The sequence below is a fragment of the Anaerolineales bacterium genome, from assembly GCA_016928575.1.
Classification (GTDB): domain Bacteria; phylum Chloroflexota; class Anaerolineae; order Anaerolineales; family RBG-16-64-43; genus JAFGKK01.
This window is the reverse complement of record JAFGKK010000089.1, coordinates 18979-37381: the sequence shown is the minus strand read 5'-3', so window position 1 is coordinate 37381 and position 18403 is coordinate 18979. Positions and strand designations below refer to the sequence as shown.

At 60.5% G+C, this 18403-nt stretch carries 17 protein-coding genes; 4 read left to right on the top strand and 13 right to left on the bottom strand.

Annotation, left to right across the window (positions count from 1 at the left end; genetic code table 11):
* Window positions 1–42 precede the first annotated feature (42 nt).
* From JW929_11410 to JW929_11380, 7 genes are all read right to left on the bottom strand, one after another.
* Entirely contained in the window at window positions 43–555 is a 513-nt protein-coding gene (locus JW929_11410) for a hypothetical protein (protein MBN1440006.1), read from the bottom strand.
* A gap of 851 nt (window positions 556–1406) precedes the next feature.
* Window positions 1407–1844 (bottom strand): DUF1232 domain-containing protein, encoded by a 438-nt coding sequence (locus JW929_11405; protein ID MBN1440005.1) that lies wholly within the window; start codon window positions 1842–1844, stop codon window positions 1407–1409.
* 127 nt (window positions 1845–1971) lie between these two features.
* Window positions 1972–3957: an endonuclease/exonuclease/phosphatase family protein gene (locus JW929_11400; protein ID MBN1440004.1), complete on the bottom strand. Its 1986-nt coding sequence runs from the start codon at window positions 3955–3957 to the stop codon at window positions 1972–1974.
* Between the two features lie 237 nt (window positions 3958–4194).
* Window positions 4195–4662, bottom strand: coding sequence for a winged helix-turn-helix transcriptional regulator (locus tag JW929_11395; protein ID MBN1440003.1), 468 nt, complete (start codon window positions 4660–4662; stop codon window positions 4195–4197).
* Between the two features lie 131 nt (window positions 4663–4793).
* Window positions 4794–5183: an SDR family NAD(P)-dependent oxidoreductase gene (locus tag JW929_11390; protein ID MBN1440002.1), complete on the bottom strand. Its 390-nt coding sequence runs from the start codon at window positions 5181–5183 to the stop codon at window positions 4794–4796.
* Window positions 5184–5429: 246 nt separating this feature from the next.
* A complete protein-coding gene (locus JW929_11385; GenBank protein MBN1440001.1) occupies window positions 5430–6266 on the bottom strand; it encodes an alpha/beta hydrolase in 837 nt (278 codons plus the stop codon).
* Window positions 6267–6538: 272 nt separating this feature from the next.
* Window positions 6539–7459 carry an AraC family transcriptional regulator gene (locus JW929_11380; protein ID MBN1440000.1) on the bottom strand — a complete coding sequence of 307 codons (921 nt, stop codon included), beginning with the start codon at window positions 7457–7459 and terminating at the stop codon, window positions 6539–6541.
* A 564-nt stretch (window positions 7460–8023) separates the two neighbouring features.
* On the opposite strand from JW929_11380, the gene JW929_11375 reads away from it, so the two are divergent.
* Entirely contained in the window at window positions 8024–8335 is a 312-nt protein-coding gene (locus tag JW929_11375; protein ID MBN1439999.1) for a hypothetical protein, read from the top strand.
* A 525-nt stretch (window positions 8336–8860) separates the two neighbouring features.
* Here JW929_11375 and JW929_11370 read toward each other — a convergent pair.
* From JW929_11370 to JW929_11355, 4 genes are all read right to left on the bottom strand, one after another.
* Entirely contained in the window at window positions 8861–9532 is a 672-nt protein-coding gene (locus tag JW929_11370) for a hypothetical protein (GenBank protein ID MBN1439998.1), read from the bottom strand.
* A 728-nt stretch (window positions 9533–10260) separates the two neighbouring features.
* Entirely contained in the window at window positions 10261–10935 is a 675-nt protein-coding gene (locus JW929_11365) for a YggS family pyridoxal phosphate-dependent enzyme (protein MBN1439997.1), read from the bottom strand.
* 7 nt (window positions 10936–10942) lie between these two features.
* Entirely contained in the window at window positions 10943–12094 is a 1152-nt protein-coding gene (locus tag JW929_11360) for a hypothetical protein (protein MBN1439996.1), read from the bottom strand.
* Window positions 12095–12148: 54 nt separating this feature from the next.
* The gene (locus JW929_11355; GenBank protein ID MBN1439995.1) at window positions 12149–12808 is read right to left on the bottom strand and encodes an MBL fold metallo-hydrolase; all 660 of its coding nucleotides are present in this window, start codon (window positions 12806–12808) and stop codon (window positions 12149–12151) included.
* Window positions 12809–13288: 480 nt separating this feature from the next.
* Between JW929_11355 and JW929_11350 the strand changes: the two genes are divergently transcribed.
* From JW929_11350 to JW929_11340, 3 genes are all read left to right on the top strand, one after another.
* Window positions 13289–14353, top strand: coding sequence for a response regulator (locus JW929_11350; GenBank protein MBN1439994.1), 1065 nt, complete (start codon window positions 13289–13291; stop codon window positions 14351–14353).
* On the top strand, window positions 14350–14976 hold the full coding sequence (locus JW929_11345) for a class I SAM-dependent methyltransferase (protein MBN1439993.1): 627 nt from the start codon (window positions 14350–14352) through the stop codon (window positions 14974–14976). Before JW929_11350 ends, JW929_11345 begins: the two co-directional genes overlap by 4 nt.
* Window positions 14977–15200: 224 nt before the next feature.
* A complete protein-coding gene (locus JW929_11340; GenBank protein ID MBN1439992.1) occupies window positions 15201–15515 on the top strand; it encodes a hypothetical protein in 315 nt (104 codons plus the stop codon).
* Between the two features lie 107 nt (window positions 15516–15622).
* On the opposite strand, the gene JW929_11335 is transcribed toward JW929_11340, so the two are convergent.
* Together JW929_11335 and JW929_11330 are read right to left on the bottom strand one after the other, a co-directional pair.
* A complete protein-coding gene (locus JW929_11335) occupies window positions 15623–17080 on the bottom strand; it encodes a hypothetical protein (GenBank protein ID MBN1439991.1) in 1458 nt (485 codons plus the stop codon).
* 511 nt (window positions 17081–17591) lie between these two features.
* Window positions 17592–18281 (bottom strand): HAD family phosphatase, encoded by a 690-nt coding sequence (locus JW929_11330; GenBank protein ID MBN1439990.1) that lies wholly within the window; start codon window positions 18279–18281, stop codon window positions 17592–17594.
* Window positions 18282–18403 lie beyond the last annotated feature (122 nt).

Below are 18403 nucleotides of genomic sequence, written 5' to 3'. Positions count from 1 at the left end.
GTGGACGGGATCCCGAATGACATAAATTTACGCATCGATCCATTATCCGTTCATCGTATTCCGTTTTTCCGTATCTTTTTTCGCCGGATCCCGGAACGATACGAACAATCCCGCCGCCGAGAGGATCAGCAGCGGAAAGTGCATCACCCCGGTCCACAAGAGCTCCGGCAGAATGACGAATTCCAGCACCAGATTCCCCATTCCGAACAGAAAGCCGAACAGAGCGGACGCTTTCAGGAGCGGCCGGTTCACCGACGGGAAATGCGCCAACAGAACCGCCAGCGTTGCGGTGGTCGTCATGCAGAATGTCAGTGCGGATCCGGATTCAAACAGATAGCGGACATGGATATCCGGCAGCCCGGTGGATGGATCGAGCGGCCGCCACAGCGCCAACAGCGCCGGCGGCAGGAGCAGGATCAGCCGGCGCGCGCCGGGACGGTGGGCGAAGGCGTTCCCGTGCAGAAAAAAATCCTGCAGCCAGAGAAAGGCCAGGCACAAGGTCGGGACCAGCGAGGCGGTGCAGACGGCCAGGCCGTACCGATCATCAACCGACACGCTTTGCAAAACCGACGCGAAGAGATACAGGACCGACACGCACAGGGAAAACAGCCGGCTGACTCTTGCGCCGTCGGCCAGGACGCCAACCAGGAGGAGCAGGAACAGCGCGTTGACGAATGGGAAGACGGCCGCGAAATCCTCCCGGATCGGGTGGGTCAGGACGAACAGTTCAGCTGCGGGATCCCGGCGAGGGAAAACCCGCGCTGGACCAGCGGCGGAAGAAACACCGCAACCGCTCCGACAGCGATCAGGTTTTTGGTGGAAACCTCGGTCCGCAGGATTTTCCGCATGGCATTCCGCCAACCCTAAGGGTTGGCAAGGGTTCCCAAGGGTTCCGCCAACCCTAAGGGTCGGCAAGGGTTCCCAAGGGTTCCCCTGCCGCGCGCATTCCCGGAAAATCTTAAGCCCAGCTTGAGAGGATCTTCAGATCCGGATTGTACGTTGGAAACCCCCATTCCGATAGGAGGTCGCCCATCAACGTCACTCTCAAGTGCGTCGCCGCCGGCCCGGCAAACCTGTTCTGCCTCCTCGCCGCCTGCGGCCCTCACAGAACCCAACCGGCGAAATTCGCAGCCCCCGAGATTGAGCCGCCGGAGGATTTCATCCCGTCCGAAAGGGATAGGCGGAACCGGTCCCTCCGGAAGCGTGCCGCTCCGACAACAATCCGGGCATCCGCCGGCAAAGGGGCATCCGAAGGCGGCCGCCCCGCGGCGGGTTGAGCCGCGATAAAGATTATCCTGGAAAATGATCGAAACCGTAAAGGGCAGGGATGCGGAAAGCGCAAACCGCACCCGCTTTGCGGGTGCGGCGGATTGTCCCGGCGAGTGGGCGGAAGGATCTTGCCGGCGCTATTCCGCCTTCCCGCCCCGTGCGGATTCCCATCGCAGGAAAGCATCCAGGTCCACCCGGATTTGCGAGACGACGAACGCGATCACCGCGGCGTCGTCGATGTATCCCACCCCGGGGACGAAATCCGGAAGCACATCTACCAAGGCGACAAAATAAATCACCGCGATCACCACCAGCGCCATCGAGCCCCAGGGAATGGACGTGTATTCGCGCTTGAGATAGGATCGCATCAGACGGAACAATGCCCGCAAATACTTCCACACTTCCAGCAACGGGCCTTTCCGTTCCTCGCGTTTATCGGCCTTCTCGACCGCTTGGGAAAGCAGCCGCTCCGCTTTTTCCGGCTGCCGCAGCAGTTCCTCCGCCTTCGGTTTTGTCCTCTCGACCGCATCCGAGAGGATCTTGTTCCGTTTCGGGGTTCCCTGTTCCCTGTTCATCGTCTCACCTCACCCTATGGTAACGGGGTTTTCCGCAATAGTCCATACGACCGCCTAGTGAGCGCCGCGCTGCCGCCGCGCGGGTCCGGTATGACGGCTCTCCATAAGGACCGGTGGCTCCGGAACGCTAATCCTCCGGCCAGTAAATTTCCGTCCAGTGGACGGGGTGATCGGTGGCGGAATCCGGAGGGAGCACGTAGACCGGATTGCGCGCGGCCAGATTGGGGGAAAAGAGGATATGATCGATGCGGTTTTCGCCCGCCAGATCGACTCCCTCCGGGCTGAGCTTGGAAGGATAGACGCTGGTCCAGGCGTTAACCAGCACGCTGTCGATCATCCGATACGCTTCCTCGTAATCCCTCAGGTTGTAATCCCCCAGCGCGATGACGTACGGCCTATCCCGGATCCGGTCGAGAAGCCCCCGGGTGAAGGCCAGCATGGCGGCGTCGGTTCCGTCGGGATGAACGACATAAATAAAAATACGCCGGCCGTCAACCTCGATTTCCGCTTCGGCGCTGCCGATTTCATCCGTGTCGCTGTAGGTGAAGACGGTGCGGGTGTTCCGCAGCGGATATTTGGAAAGGATGGCCGTTCCGAACGTACCCGCGACGGTGGTCGGTCCGTAGTACGAGTGATACCCCAGCCGCTCGGCGAAGTGCCGGACGTAATCGTTGTTGTTGAGCGAAATCCGCGTCGAATCGGTCTCTTGCATCGCCAGGATATCCGGGGAAACGCTCCGGATGAGGTCCAGCTGCCGTTCGTAGGATTTTTCCCCGTACATGTCGTTGAACTGCTGGACGTTTATGGTCATCACCGTCAGGGAGGAGCGATCCGCATCGGGAACCCCGCCGGGCCGGGCGGGGAACGCGGAAACCGTCGTGGCCGCGACTATGCCGCCGAGCAACACGCCCCACGCTCGGGAAAATGCCCCCCCGGGCGCCGGAGCGGCTTGCGCGTCGGTGCGGCGGGAAAGCCCGACCAGTAGGGTGATGCCTCCCGCCGCCAGGAGATAGGGAAGCCAGAATAAATTCCGGAACGGCGGGCTGACCGGCGGAACGTAGCCCCACACATTGGTGAAGATTTGGATAAACGCCAGCAGAATGAGAAAAAAACCGCCCAGGAGAATTCCCGGAACCAAATCCGCCGGAGACGAGATGCTCTCTGCGACCTCGCGGACAAAGAAGACCAAATCCAGAAGGACGACCGGGAACAGCAGCAGCATCAGGGCCAGGGGAATGTAGGACCACCCGCCCGGAGTCGAAACCACCACCGGCGCGGAATCCGGCGTCGACGGAAATGCGACGCGGTGGGCCAGGACGGTGCCGGCCAGGGAAAGCGTGAAGAGTACGTTCCAAATCCAAAGCTCCCGCGGGCGGATCCGGTCGATCCATTGCGGACGCAGGAGCATGAGCAGAACCCAGCCGGCGGAGAGCAACGCGACCGCGGTCACGATCAGGGTGTAATCACCCTCCGTCCAGCGGGCGAATATCCCCGGGGCGGAAAACGAAAACCAGATCAGGGTCAGGATGAGGATCAGCCCCACCACCCCGGCAGTTACGCCGCTCCGGTCCTTTTCCTCGGCGTACGACCCATGGGTGAGATCGAGGAGCGTCAACGCGCCCCCCAGCAAGAGCCCCAGCGCCCAACCGACCCAGCCGCCGGAGGGGGTGAGGGAGTATTCGATTCCCAGCCCGACGGTCCGCAGCAACACGGAAAGGCTCACCGCCAGCCCGAACCCGGCCGACGCCCATAAGCCGATCCGGCCGCGGGATTCCCCACCGTTCCTGATCAGCAGGAGAAAGATCAGGCTCAAGGCGGCGGAGGCGGCGAGGCCGGCGGCCGGCGCGCGGTTCGACGTGTCGACGTAGGGGAGAACACCGCGCGCAAGAAGGAGAATTGTAAACAAAGTCCAGATCAGCCCGCGCGGAAATTTTCTGTAAAAGGGAATCCCGAGCAGGGGCGCGAAGAAGAACAGCACGCCCAGGGCCTTGGCGTTCAGCGCCGCCTGCAGAAGATTAAGGATGTAGATGGATTCGACCAGCGTGCCGGCCGCCTGGAGGAAGACCAGGAACAGAACCGCGAACACGAGGATGAGGGGGGAGATTTTTTTCATCGCGTCTCCTTTTTTCCGGATCATCCCGCCCGCACACCGCCTCCCCGCGGCGGAACCGGCCCGGGCGCCGGTAATTCACATCATCTTTCGATCCTCCGCTGCTGATACCAAGCGGAAGCCCGCCCGGTACGAAGCAGTCTCTGCTCGCCGGAAGACCCGATGGATCCGAGTGACCCGCAGGATTTCACGGCGGGAAACCTTTCGGGCAGGATCAAGCCCGGGATATTGGGCTGAGTCCTATCCCTGCACGGCATCGTCCTTGCTCTTTTTGGCGATTTTCGCCATTAAATTCTGGAGGACGGAGATCGTGATTGACAACCGTTTTTCATCGATATCGGAGAAAAGGAAGCGATAGTCCTCGCGGATGTATGGAAGGGTTCTTCGGATCAACCGCTCCCCCGCCTTGGTGCCGTACAGCAGATTCCTTCTCCGGTCTTTTCCGTCCGGCTTCCTTCCCAGCAATTGCTTCTTTTCCAATGAATCCACCAACCGCATGACAAAGGTTTTATCTCTAAGGATATTGTCTCCGTACCATTTTTGGCTCTTCCCCGGCTGCTTGAGGATATGGGTCAACAACAGCCACTCGTACGTATTGATATCGAACTTTTTCTCCGCCAACAGTCCGTCGAAATAGGCGAACAAATCGATGGAGGTTTTGTTGATGGCATGAAAAATCCCGGTTTCCGCATCGTCAAGGGTCTTCATCTTCGCCTTTCCCCGCCATGATATCCCGACCGGCTCCCCTTGACAAACGGCGGGATCGGGCAGGGGTTCCTATTTGGCCTTTTCGCACAATATCCTTGTGAATACTCCTTCAAGCTTAATGCTGGCCTGATTCAACAATCCCGGAACGACCACCACCTGTCGGCCCAATTTCCGGAAGGACCCGGACCATATCCAGTTGTTTTTCCATGTCGGCTTCGGCGAGCTTCGGCGAGCTTCTGCGGAACCGCGAATCCCGCATTGTTGACAAGCAGGCAGACGGATTTTTCGGCTGCAATCCTTTCCGCCAAGGCATCAGCATACGCATCGAGCGACAGATCGGCCGGCAGGGTGGTGCATTGCGCGCCGAATTCCTCAGCCAAGGCATCCGCAGTGGACCGCAAATTCCGCTCGTTCCGCGCGATCAGCATCAGCGGATACCCGATCGCGGCGGATTTGTGCGCGAAAGCCTTTCCGATGCCGCTTGAAGCTCCCGTGATGACAGCCGTGCGACCTGCATTCATCTTCATCCTCCATCCTGGGGAATAAATTCTGGTTACATTTGTAACTTTCTTATTTGTTACTTTTTAATCGGTATGCGTCAAGGCGTTATCGGCAAGATGATTACCCCCTTCGGTTTTGGTTGCTTTTTTTAGGGATCGCGGGATCGCCGCATTCAGGGGTCAGAACGTAAACCGACATACGTCAGGGATCTTGCACCTGCCAGACCCAGGGACCTGACAGGTGCCGGTCTTCGGAAAGGACTTGGATCAGTAATCGATCCGTTTCAGGAACCCGCGCAAGGCTTCCATGAAGACGGCGTACCGATCAAATCGGATGAGGTGGCCCGCATCGGGGACGTGGACGATTTCCGCCGCGGGGTTCAACCCGCGGATTTTCGCAACGGCCTCGGAGGTCATCAACCCACCGAGGGCCGGGTTGCCGGTGAAGACCAGCATCGGACAGGCGACGCGGCCGATGGTCTTCAGCCATTCCGTTTCCCGGGTCTGCACTTCCTCAACCAATGGATAGACGATCGCGGGATCGAGCTGTTTTTTCGCTTCGCTCATCACGCACACCAGCTCTTCAGGCCAGCCGGGATGATCGCGGCGGTTTTGCGCCAGAAGTTCCTCCAGGCTTTGATGGGGAAGGTTTACCGCCCACTGCACCATGGGCATGCTTTCGGGAGGGTGCGGAATCGGAGTCTGAACCGGCGACGGCAGCCTCCAGGGCGGATCCTCCAACACCAGGGCCCGGACCAGCTCCGGAAAGCGCACGCCGGCCTGGAAGGCGGTCATCGCGCCCATGGAGTGCCCGACCACGACGGGGCGTTTCAACCCGAGCGCGCGGATGATCCCCGCCGCGTCGGAAGCCAGATCCACCGCATCGCCTGGACGCATCCGCTCGGATCGGCCGTGCGCCCGCGCATCCGGCAGGATTACGTCGTATTCCGCCTCAAGTCCGCGCGCCTCGCGAATCCAGCACAGGCCATTGTCGGAAAAGCCGTGCAGCAGCACCAACGGGCGTTTGGTTCCTCGTCCGGTGCGGTAGTAGTGCAGTCGCGCGCCGCTGACCTGAATATCGTTTTCCGTCCAGCGAGATGGCATAGGACGCCCTGCCTCGCCCGCGTGAATTTTCTTTCCGGGAATACGCGGGGCCGTCAAAGGAGCACACCGCGAATGATAACAAACAAAAGGCCGATGGCGTTCTCTTCCTCCCCGCTTCCCGCCGGCCACGACGCATTTTTCAACACTCTGGCATCCAGCCCAGTCCCGGGCTTGCCATCCGTTTCGCTTGGTTTCACCCCGGATTTTCCAATGAAGCGGCGGTTGGCCGGAGCGGTCCGCGGTTCCGGTATGGATCGCTCCGGCTTATTGCCCTAGTTCTTCAGCGGAATGCACACCAGGCACTTGCTCTTCCGCTCCGGATCCTCGGCCGGATTGTTGAGGTTGATCTCCAGCGGCGGACGCTCGTCGAGTTCGTATCCGCTCTGCGGCAGCCACTCGCCGTACAAAGCCCGGAAGGCGATCGCCAGCTTGTCGATCGTGTCGTAAAAGAGGTACTGGCCGTACCGTCCGGCCGGAATCGTAGTGTACCGCACCCCGTCCTCATCCGTTTCGGGAAAACCGGCCGGCAAGGTGACGCAGGCGTCGTGCCGGCATTCGTCTTCTTCGGTCGTCTCCGGATCGTCTTGCGAAATCCCGATGAACAGCGGACGCGCGGCGGACAGCCCGCGCTTTCCCACCCAAGCCAACAGCCGTTGCCAGTTCCGCCCCGTGTCCAGGTAGCTCCCCGTGTGTCGGAAATACGCGATCCGGTATTCGGGTAGATTCTTGATTTCGACGTTCATCGCCCAGATCCTCCGTAAAAAAGAATTCTTCGGAGTATCGGCGGTTTTCCCGTCGGCGTCTTCCCGGATCTTGCGCGACTCTGCCGGCTTCTTGCGTTTTTTCCCCTCCCGGTATGCTTTCGGGGACATGCCGAACATCTGCTTGAACAACGCGTTGAACGAGGAGATCGAGGCGAACCCGCACTTGCGGGCGATGCCTGTGACGCTCTCCCCGGTTCCAGCCAGCATCCCGGCCGCCTGCTCCAGGCGCCGCGCCTTCACGTAGCGGATGACCGGCATTCCGGCGTACGCGTAGAACAAACGCGAAAAGTGGTACATCGAAAACCCGGCCACCCCGGCCAGGGTCCCGAGATCGAGCGGCTCGGTTAGATGGCCGTCGATGTATTGTTGAACGATTGCGATGCGTTTTGAATAATCGGCCATGGTCGAAACGGCGGCGCCGCTTGTCATCCCTTCCCTGCCCCGAGTTGTCTGCGGGTGGCCCGGCGAACGCATCCCCCGCGCTTGGATCTTCCAGCCCGATGGATACAGCCTCCCATAAACCTGCGTTCCGCCCTCCTTGCCCGGGTATTCTACCTGGTCCTTGACCATAAAAAAAAAGGAACGGTCATAGCGAAACTCAGAGCCGCCGTACCTCGATCGGAAATTTCTTTGGGTTTCCCCCTTTTTGAATTATCCCGACTCCCTTATCGGAATTACTCGCGCCTTATAGTAGTTAATCCTTCCATGAGAAATATTTTTCCGACTTGACTTACAGCTTAATTCCAATATTATGACTATTATGACTAATATTATCCATTATTAGGAGGCAAGATAGAATCATTGCGTCGATCTCACTTTTTTACCTTTTTCTTCGGCTTCGCGTCACTGGTTTCCGCTTTCAGCCTGGGAGACGCAGCCGGGGCCGCCGGTTCGACCGGCATCTTGGAACCTGAGGCCTCCGCAACGTCAACCCGCACTCCTGCCTCCCAAGCCGGAGCGGACGGGGCCGCTTGTCTGGTTGGGAATTGGGTGATGCCGACCGCGGACTTGGATTCATTGCTGGCGGCGATTGTCCCTGTTCCGGGCTTGCACGCCGTGTCCGGCGGATTGCAGATGGCGTTCGACGGGAATGCCTACACCTATTATTCCGACGAGTTCGTTCTGCGCATGGACTTTGGCCCCGGACAATATATGGAAGCTACGTCCAGTTTCCGCAATACCGGTACCTACACCGCCAACGATGAGATCATCCAATTCGACTCCGCCTCCGTCAAATCCGGCGTCTCCGAGTGGACGGCCTACAAGGACGGCGCCATGGTCTCGGCTCCGGGAGCGGGACCTTAGGTGAACCTTGCGGTCGACGGCCCGGCGCCATACCGTTGCACGGCCGAACGTTTGGAGATCGATTCTCATCCCACCGGGAGCGGGACGGTGACCATGGCCTTCTCACGCGCATCTTAAGTCGGCGCATTCCCCCTCTAGTGCGACCGATCGGTTTTGCGGTCCGGTCGGTTTCGGCTGGCGGGCCCCTCCCCCGATCGGGGGAGGGGCCCGTCGTTCCGGCGTGCGTTAATCGCCGGGTTGCGCCCGGAGATGGTCGCTGAAATCAGGGGGGCGAAAAGCCTTGCCCGCTTCCCCATAATTATTGGACAAAACTTTCGCATACAGTCCCTGCGTCGCCTCGCCGCGGCCGCGGCATCAGCCGCAAGAAACCTCCTCGAGCGCAATCACCCGCCATCGGCGGGTTTCCGGATTCTTGCGGTTTCCCTCTCGCCTTTTTCCTTTTTTGGCATCCGGATGGGATTTCCGGCACGGGGATGTACGGCCCGGCCTTTACGGAATTGCCGATGATGGGGATTCCTTCAACGATTACCACGCCTCCTGCGTGGCGTACCATACGATCCCCACAAAAACCGTCAGGCCGAACGCGAGATAGAACACACCCGCCAAATCCGCCCCGAGGAAATTTTCCGCCGCGATTCCTGCGATCATGGCGGCCGCAATCCCGACCAGGATATTCACCGGCGGCGCGGAAAGCAATCCGCGGAAAAAATCGCCCGCGTCGGACGGGGAAAAAATGTTTTCATAGGGTCCGACCAGCGGGAAAAACATCTCCACCCAGTCGTCGGCTCCCAATCCGCCGATGACGGAGTACACGATTCCCCAAACCGCGCCCGCGATCCCAAGCGCGGTCCAACCCCCGTCCGGCAAGGGGAAGTCGACGGCCAGGACACCGCTCAGGTAGGCCGCCAGCCATCCGGCGAAAAGCGCCCCGGCGACGGACAGCAGGATGATCACGACCATGCCGATCCACCAACTGCCTTCGCGGTAGAAGACAAACTCCTTCGTTCTTTCGGCCGTCGGAGTCCGGGCGGATTCTGCGCGCTTCGCCGGAGTCGGCTTGGGCGCCCTCGGTTCCGGGCCGGCCGCCTCGGACGAGGCTTGCCCCGCGGCGCTCTTGTGTTGCTCCAGATAGTGGCGGTACCAAATTCCGGCCAAACCGAAAAGCCCGGTGACAATTGCGGCGATAATCGCTTCCATTGCGCGCTCCCTTGGTAAAAAGACCGCTCGGCGGCGGACATCCTAACCTCAGCGGCGTCCGGAGTTCCACGGTTTCCCCAATTTTATCCGAAAGGAAAAACCGCGTCTCCCGGCTCCGCTGTCAGGATGCCGCTTTCCGGTCCAATCCGTATCCGGGCGCTTCCAGGCATCTCCAAACCATCCTCAACCGGCCCGCCCTTGTGCTCGTCGCCAACGACGACAAGAACATCCGTGAAATCCTGCAGACCTGTCTGGGAATCTCCGATTGCCGGGATTTCCCCGCCGGCAACGGCGCATTTTTCAACACTCTGCTGGACGTCTGGAAAAAACGATCTTGGCGGCCGCCCGCTGGATGTCCGCAAAAACCATGCAGGCAAGCCGATCGATCGGCGGGACCGCGAGCGGCTTCCCGGACGGCCATCACGCGGTGGATGCGGCGGCCAGATCAAACGATGCCGGCCAACCCGGCCGGGGCCCCGAGGCCGAGCGGCTCGGCCGGATGCTCGTCGAGGCATCAATTCATCATTGCGGCGTTTTTGGAAAAACCAGCCGCCTTTTCGCGCGCAGGCGGAAACCTTGCTCTCCGGACCGGCCCCGTTCCGCCGTTATTCCTACCGAGCGGGCCGGGGCCTCCCAAAAAGCCCGGCTTTTCCGTTTTTATCCGGAAACAATGCGTCTTCCGCGCGGAAAGTGAGGAACAGGAGGAAAGCCCGGTTCGAGCCTCACCGTCAGGCTTGCGCCGCCTTCTCTCCGAAGATCTTCGTGCCGATCCGCACCATATTGGCCCCTTCCTGCAGCGCCACGGGGTAGGAATTCGTCATGCCCATCGATAAGTATTTCATCTCGACATCCGCAATTTTCAGCCCGCGGATGCGTTCGAACAGCTTCCGGGTGTTTGCAAAATACGGCCGGGTGTCTTCCGGATCGCCGAACCGCGGCCCCATCGTCATCAGTCCCAGAATCCGCACATGCGCCAACCCGGCGATTTCCCGGATCACCCCTTCGGCGTCCTCCGGCAGCACGCCGGATTTCTGAACTTCCCGCCCGCTGTTCACCTCGATCAGCACCGGCATAACTTTGCTGATCTCGCCGCATTTGCGATCGATCCCGGCCGCGATGTCGATGGAATCGACCGTTTCGATCATATCGAACAACTCCAATGTTTTTCTCCGGAGCAAATCGTGCTTTTGCTGTCCGGGGAGGCCGATAAAATGCCAACCAGCCCGCTTTCCCACCACCCGATGGGATCTTTGGGCTTCCCGGATGTAGTTCGCGCCGATGATCCGCACACCGGCGGCGATGGCCTCCAGGATTTCCTCCGGGGTTCGCCCCTTCGCCGCCGCCACGAGTTCCACGCCCTCCGGCAGCTCGGCCAGGATTTTCCGCACGTTGTCTCCGATCATCCGCGCCTCACCTCCGCAGCAACCCTTCCCGGATTTCGCCGTCCGGCAGGAGATTATCCGGATGGGGCTTGCCCTGTTCTTCCATCCGGTACCGCAGGCAGTTCCGATTCCCGACCAAACAGTACGCTTCTACCCAATACCTTTCCAACTCCCCCCGTTCGGTGTACTCCCGGATCGGGCAGACCGGATACCACCGGCAGGGGGTGATCCTGCCCTTGTCGATCAACGCCTTCCACCCGGGGATCCGGTACGAGCCGGCATCCGCCTTTCCGCTGGCATACTCGGCATGCCATGCATCGGGCACCGGCAGCCATTCATACAGTTGCTTGCGCCATCCCTCCAAAAAGAGCGGTTGCCGCTTCATGAATTCCGCCGCGCAGAGAACGGGATGGCCGGCGGCGCGTTTGACCTCCTCCAGCCAGGAAAGCCCTTCCGTGGACCGCAGGAGGTGATGGTCCAGAATCAGCGCATCCACCATCCGCGAGAGTTTGATTGCGTTCCGACGGGCATGCTCCCAAGGCGAGGGCTCTCCGGCGGCTCTGCCAAGGTAAACGGGCGGACCCGAAGCCAGCACGATATCCGGCCGCCATGCCAACACCGCCTCGACGGTTTGATCGTCCAAGAGTTGAATGTCCGATGCATGCACGAAAACCGTGCCCCCCTCTTCGATCCGGCTCATCATGACGGTGCGGCGGTTCCCCTCCCTCCGCCCGTGGGGCACCGGCAAAGAGAACGTCAAAGGCCCTGCCCGCACGCCTTCCGCGTCGCGCCAATGTGCGGAAAATTTTTCCGTTAAGGCCTTGCGCCGGGCTTGCTGCTTGGGCGGACAATCCTCCCAGCCTTTGGCCCAGATCCGGACGCCCGAGAAATCCATCCCCAGGCCGCGGATTCCCAACTGGTACGGATTGGGATCGTCCAACGGGCAATGATCGCCGTCGAAATGGCTGACGATCACATCGCTGGAATTCTCCAATTCCCGCACGATCCGACCTCGAATTTCCCCCCCCACCGCAACCTGAAAGGGATGCGGCAGATAGCCGCCCCGGGAATAGCCCAGCGCAATTCCCGGATCGATAAATATCTTCCGATCCTTCAATTGCACCGAGCAAGACAGTCCGCGGACTCCCAGCGATTCGGTGCCGATGATGTTGATCACCATGGATGACAATGCCCGGAGCCCAGGCGCACGCCGCGCGGAGTCGAAGCCCGGCGCCTACTTCCCGCCCGGGGCTTCGCCGACGAGGATCACTTGCCCCGCCCCCCCTTCCCGGTAGGAATCCGGATACAGGGACCGGATTTCCGTTTTGTGCTGCGTACAATGGGTGGCGCAGATCATTTGTACATCCTTCAGGGATTCCGGCCGGTTGCCGTGCAGCCCGCCGATGATTCCGTATACCGTTCCAAACGCGGAAGCCGCGCCGAGAATGCGCTCCATCGGCGGATGGGAACATCCCACGACGACGACGACGCCCTTCGAAGTCTCCACGCAAAGGGATTGTTCCACACCGTCCAATTCGCCCGTGGAATGGATCCCTGCGTACAGAACGCCCGAGGTTTTCACGGTGACGACTTCGCGCGCGTGCTTCACGCCCCGGAAAGACGGAGGAACCCACACTTTCACCTCGGAGTTCTGATCCAGAAAAGCGGACAATCCCCCGGTGTGATCGAAATGGGCGTGGGAAATGAACACATCGCCGATCGTCTTGGGGTCGACCGCCAAGGCCTTCAGATTGGCAAGAAGAATGGAACCGCTTCCTCCCGTGTCGAACAGAATTCGTCGCCCGTGCGCCTCGACCAGAGCGGCAAAACCCCAGTCGGGCTTTAGGTCCTTCCGGATTGCGGTATTATCATACACGATGGTGACTTTCATCATCCTTGCCTCCTTTCGCAAAGGATCCGCCGAAGCTTTCGACTCCCGCGATACGCCCCCGGCCGCTCGCCGCTTTCACGGGGTGCGGGGCATCCGGCGGAAAACCGCCTCAAAGAAAATCCAGCCCCCCGGGGATAATCCTTTTCCCCGGGACGGTTTCTCGGCACACGGCTGGCGTCGGCGGGAGGGGATGCTGGGGAATCCTAATTTTGCGGTTTCCCGTCCGGCAAGCAACGCCTGCCCGGGGGATTGCACTCCCGGCGTTGCGGACGGCGGATATTCTAGTCCCGGCAGGGAATTCGCACAAGAAATGAACCGCGCTCTCCACGGGGTCGCTGACTTCGCCGCGGTATTGTGTGGTTTGATGATCCAATCGGTTAAAAATCGACAAGCCCAACAAGGTGCCGAAAAAGGGTAGGATCCCCCTGTTTCCGTTGATGGTTGGAAAACCGTCTTTTCGGTAGAATAACTGGGGATAATTCCATGGACCTGGCTGCCATCCTCAACCGGCCTCCCCTCGTGCTCGTTGCGGACGACGACAAAAACATCCGCGAACTCCTGCAGACCTACCTGGAATCCTCCGGCTGCCGGGTTTTCCCCGCCGGCAGCGGCGACGCCGCGCTGGAGATCCTCTCCCGCGAGGGGATCGACCTGGCCTTGCTGGATATTTCGATGCCGGGCAAGAGCGGCCTGGAAGTGTGCCGCGCGATGCGCGCCGAAAGGCGCACCCGGCTGGTTCCGGCGATGATCGTCACCGCCCACGATTCCGAGCGCCTGGAGGCGATCGACGCCGGCGCCGACGAGTTCCTCGGCAAGCCGCTGGATTCGGTCATCCTGCTCACCCGCGCGCGCTCGCTGCTCCGCCTGCGCAAACTGCACCTCGACCTGGAAGAGCGCAACGAACTGCTGGCGCGCGCCCTGCACCGCTACGTGTCGAAGGACGTGGCCGAGACGATCCTCACCGAACCCGAGCGCTATCTGCGGCTGGGCGGCGAATCCCGCCGGGTGACGGTGCTGTTCGCCGACATCAAGGGCTTCGTGCGCTTCACCGAGAACCATCCGGCCGCCGAGGTGGTGGCGATGCTCAACCGCATCTTCCCGATCCTCACCGGGGCGATTTTCGAGTGCGGGGGCACGTTCGATAAATTCATCGGCGACGCGGTGATGGCATTCTTCGGCGCGCCCGTGCCGCAGGAGGACGACGCCCGCCGCGCCGTCGAGGCCGCCCGCCGCGTCCAGCGCGCCTTCGCCGAGCAGGCGCCTGCGCTGAACCTCGCCTCGGGCGAGATCGCCCTCGGCATCGGTCTGCACACCGGCGAAGCGATCGTCGGCAACATCGGCTCCGATTTGGTGATGGACTACACCGTGGTGGGCGACGCGGTCAACATCGCCCAGAGGTTGCAGGAGGAAGCCTGGCCGGGGCAGGTGCTCCTCAGCCAAGCCACCTACGAGGCCGCCGGCAAGCCCCCCGCCCGCCCCCTCGGCGACAAACACCTCTCCGGCCGCTCCGGACGGGTGGCGGTCTTCGCCCTGGACCTCGACGGATGACCGAGTTCGACCGCAAAGCAAAAGACTGGGACCAGTCGCCCGTCAAGACGGAACGCGCGCAAGCCGTTGCCGGCGCCGTCGCCCGCCGCGTCCCGCTGAGCCGCGGCATGCGGGCGCTGGAATACGGATGCGGAACCGGCCTGCTCAGCTTCGCCCTCCGCCGCCGCCTGGGGCGGATCACGCTGGCCGACAGCTCGGAGGGGATGCTGGCCGTCCTTTCGGAAAAAATCGCCGGCGCCGGCATCCGCAATATGTTCCCCCTGCGGTTGGACCTCACTACCGATCCCCCACCCCCGGAACGCTACGGCTTGATCTACAGCCTGATGGCCTTGCACCACATCCCGGACACCGCCGGAATCCTGCGGGCGTTTTTCTCCCTGCTCGAAGAAAACGGCTTTGCGTGCATCGCGGATCTGGATTCGGAAGACGGCTCGTTCCATGGCGGCGGCTTCGACGGCCATCGGGGCTTCGACCGCGGCGAGCTGCAGGCGTTGGCCGTGCGCGCGGGGTTTCGGAAGGTCGCCTTCGATACGGTCTTCCGCATGCGCAAGCAGACCGAGCGCGGAGTAAGGGAATTCCCCCTGTTCCTGATGACCGCCGAAAAACCGGGCGGGAGGTCATGACGCCGCAGCCCGCCATTCAATCGAATCCAATCCGCGTTTTTCATACGAGGGGCAAGGATAAAAATCCGCCGCGCTGGAATTCTTTCGTTTGCCGCGGTTTCCGCCGCGGTCAATGCCCTGTTCGGATTCGCAGGGGGATTGTTCATGACTTTTGTGAATCTGCTTGGAACAATTCTCACCGGGGGCGCTGCCATCAGCGCTTTCCTTCCGCTCCTCCTAATCGGGTGCTGAAAAAGCCGGTCGAGCCCCGCCCGGCGGACTGTCCGGGGCGGGCTCAACCGCCTTCCCCTCTTTTTTCAGCACCCTGCTCATCCTACGGAAGATCAATTGACTTCTTTGGTCTGATCACCAGCCTGGGAGCCGTCGTTTGCCTGCCGATCCTCTATGGAGTCCTGGGCTTTATCGACGGTCCGATCGGCGCGTTTTTCGTAAATCCGGCGCTGAAAATCATCCAAGGGCTGGAGATCGAAGCGTCCGGATTTTTCCATACCGCCGTGGAACCCAAGAAGCCGCCGGTGATCGAACCGTCGAGCCCGTAGCCTGAGTGATTTCTCGTGTGCGAGTCTGATAAAAAAAACTCCCCGCCGAATTTCGGGCGGGGAGTTTTTTTATTATTTTCGCAGGGTGAGCATCGCTTCCGGCCGGGTTAGTCTTCCTTAACCTTCAATTCGCCGATATCAGTCTCTTTGCCCTCCGCGACGGGAATTCTCTCGTATAAGTAAATCCATCCATCCTCAACCTTCACCGTGATGTAATAATATCCCGTCGGGACATCCGCGATGGAGAAATTTCCTTCCGCATCCGTAGTTCCCTTTTTCATGAAGGGTTGGCTGCTGCAGGGAGTCTCTCCGACGTATTGAAAGCCCAACTCCTCGACGCAAAATTCCACTTCCGCGCCGGCCAAGGGTTTCCCTCCCACCGTAATGCTCCCGACGATGGAGCCAGGCTGTTTGGTCATTTCCGCGGGAAGAGCCGGCCCGTTGCCGACGACCGCGACACGAATGATCTTGTTGTCCGCCAGATCGGCGTTATCCATCCGGTAGTGGGTCGTCGTGTCTCCCGAAAGGATGTCAATCCCGTACTCCATAGCCACCCAGGTTTTGCCCGATTTGTCGAATGCCACCGAGAAGACCCCGTTACTGTGGAGATCTCCGCTGTTATAGGAGAACTCGCTGAACTGGTCTCCGTCAAGGATCAAGGCCCCATAGGTGTCCGTGTTGATCCACAGGCGGTCCTGCGGATCGACAAGGAGCGAGTTCGGAGTCATGATGCTGTGCTTCAACTCGAAGGCATTCCATCCGCCGTTTTCAAACAGATACAGCATATCGTAATCGATCATCCAAACCCGGTTCTTGGAATCCACGGCCAAACCGGCGGGGCTGATCTCCACGTCGAATCCGCTGCCCTGCGTATATTCCTTCCACGACGTTCCATCGTACGCCGAGATCGAGCGGGCCGTCGCCACCCAAACGGTGCCGTCCGGAGCGATTTCCAACCCATACATGAGATCTGGGTATTCACCGGTGGCGTAGGCTTCGACGGCGAACGATCCCCATTCCCCGTCCTTGTAGTAGTGAATACCCTTGTATCCGCCGACCCAGATACTCCCCTCCGCGCCGCAGGCTATATAATCGCCCCCGATATATTCCTCTCCACCGGGCGGGATTTCCTCCCACGCCCTTCCGTCGAACACCAGCACCATCGAAAAGGTGGAGGCGTATATCTTTCCATCCGGGCAGGCGGCCATATCCTCGACGTCGAGGCTGTAGAAATCGGTGTTCTCCTCGGTATACGTCTTCCACCCCCCGTCGTTCAGGCAGGTGACCCCGTTGTCCGAGGTTGCAAAACATGCGAAATCGCCCACCGAGCCGCCGGAGGACGGGCCGCCTTCGGCATCCCCTTCCTTCGTGGCTTCGGGTTGGGCTTGCGTTTGCACGGCGGTTTCCCCCGCGGGTTGGGCGGTCACAGCCGTGTCTGCGGTCGGCGTGTTCTCCGCCGCTTGAGGTTCCGCGCCGCTGAGTGCACACGCCATTTGCACCGCCGCCAGAATCATAAAAACGGCGGCCGGCGCCGCTAACTTCCGCTTGCTGGTTGCTGTATCCATTTCCCCTCCTTTGGATATATTGGTTTTTTCTTCGGGCGTGCAGATGGATTTCATGTTATCCCCCTTCTTGGAAAAAAACGGATTTGAGTAGTGGCACAATTATATCCCCGCCCTGCAAATTCGGCAAATGCCAAGGATCAGCGGGGGCAACGTTGTTCTTCTTTTTTTCCAAGGCTATCCTTTCTATGCTTGAGGAGGAACACCCGGATTCCCGGCCCGAAACGATGCCGGCCTCCCGTTTCATTTCTCTTTTTTCTTGACTTTTTTCAGATGGCCGCCGTCACATCCCCCATTTTCGAGTAAGATCACCATTCTTTGCGATAACTGCCGGAAACCTTCAAAAGAGACCCCCTGAGCGCTTGCCCCTCCGGCCTCTCTGCCGAAGGCAGGTTCGCGCCCCCCTCGGTGGGCATTTCACCGGGGGGAGCGGTGGCAGCGAAGGGGCTAAAAATTCTGTATCAGATGCTTCGGTTCGCTCAGCATGCCCCCTTTTTCAGAGGTTTCCACCTATTCATACGGTGACCGGTCCGAAAAGTTGTTCCCAGTCGGCCTGCCCGAGATTTTCAACCGTTTCGTGCGCCCCCGCGCCGAGCAACGCTTCCGCCGGCTGGTTGGTGGTCAGCCCGATCACCCGCCCGATCCCCGCGGCGCGCGCCGCCTGGATGCCAGAAAGCGAATCCTCGACCACGACGCACCGCGCCGGATCCCGCTTCAGGTTTTCCGCCGCCTTGAGGTAGAAATCCGGCGCCGGCTTGCCGGGCAGGATCCCGTCGTCGTAAACAATCAGCCTGGTGTTGAACCAGCGGTCCAACCGCAGCCGCCGGACGAAAAAATCCACGTTCTCGATGATCGAGACGGTGGCGATGGTGCGCGGAATCCCCCGTTCGCGCAGGTACTCCAGCAACTCCTCGGCGCCGGGCGAGAGCCGGAAGGCCTCGCCCTGCTTCCGGCATAGGTCCCGGTAATGGGCTTCCTTCTCCCCCACCAGCCGCGCGGATTCCTCCCGGCTGAGCGGCCGCCCGGCCAGGTATTCCATCGTCCCGCGGCTGTCGCGCCCGTGCATGATCCGCGCCGTTTCTTCGGGCGTGAAGGGGCGCCCGCGGATTTTAAAAGCCGCCGCCTGCCAGCTTTCCTCCACCAGCGGCCCGTCCCACCACAACACCCCGTTGAAGTCGAAAATGATTCCTTGAAAAGGCGTCAACCGTTAACCTCGATTCTTTCGGAAAGCAACGAGACGATGGACCATGGACCATGGATTCTCGACCATCAGTATTTCGACGATGGACCGCAGACCATAGACCATGGACCATCGTCGAGTATTCC

Coding starts and splice junctions, on each gene's coding strand:
- JW929_11405 (MBN1440005.1), bottom strand. CDS start 1,844: ATGAACAGGGAACAGGGAACCCCGAAACGGAACAAGATCCTCTCGGAT.
- JW929_11400 (MBN1440004.1), bottom strand. CDS start 3,957: ATGAAAAAAATCTCCCCCCTCATCCTCGTGTTCGCGGTTCTGTTCCTG.
- JW929_11395 (MBN1440003.1), bottom strand. CDS start 4,662: ATGAAGACCCTTGACGATGCGGAAACCGGGATTTTTCATGCCATCAAC.
- JW929_11390 (MBN1440002.1), bottom strand. CDS start 5,183: ATGAATGCAGGTCGCACGGCTGTCATCACGGGAGCTTCAAGCGGCATC.
- JW929_11385 (MBN1440001.1), bottom strand. CDS start 6,266: ATGCCATCTCGCTGGACGGAAAACGATATTCAGGTCAGCGGCGCGCGA.
- JW929_11380 (MBN1440000.1), bottom strand. CDS start 7,459: ATGACAAGCGGCGCCGCCGTTTCGACCATGGCCGATTATTCAAAACGC.
- JW929_11375 (MBN1439999.1), top strand. CDS start 8,024: ATGCCGACCGCGGACTTGGATTCATTGCTGGCGGCGATTGTCCCTGTT.
- JW929_11370 (MBN1439998.1), bottom strand. CDS start 9,532: ATGGAAGCGATTATCGCCGCAATTGTCACCGGGCTTTTCGGTTTGGCC.
- JW929_11365 (MBN1439997.1), bottom strand. CDS start 10,935: ATGATCGGAGACAACGTGCGGAAAATCCTGGCCGAGCTGCCGGAGGGC.
- JW929_11360 (MBN1439996.1), bottom strand. CDS start 12,094: ATGGTGATCAACATCATCGGCACCGAATCGCTGGGAGTCCGCGGACTG.
- JW929_11355 (MBN1439995.1), bottom strand. CDS start 12,808: ATGATGAAAGTCACCATCGTGTATGATAATACCGCAATCCGGAAGGAC.
- JW929_11350 (MBN1439994.1), top strand. CDS start 13,289: ATGGACCTGGCTGCCATCCTCAACCGGCCTCCCCTCGTGCTCGTTGCG.
- JW929_11345 (MBN1439993.1), top strand. CDS start 14,350: ATGACCGAGTTCGACCGCAAAGCAAAAGACTGGGACCAGTCGCCCGTC.
- JW929_11335 (MBN1439991.1), bottom strand. CDS start 17,080: ATGGATACAGCAACCAGCAAGCGGAAGTTAGCGGCGCCGGCCGCCGTT.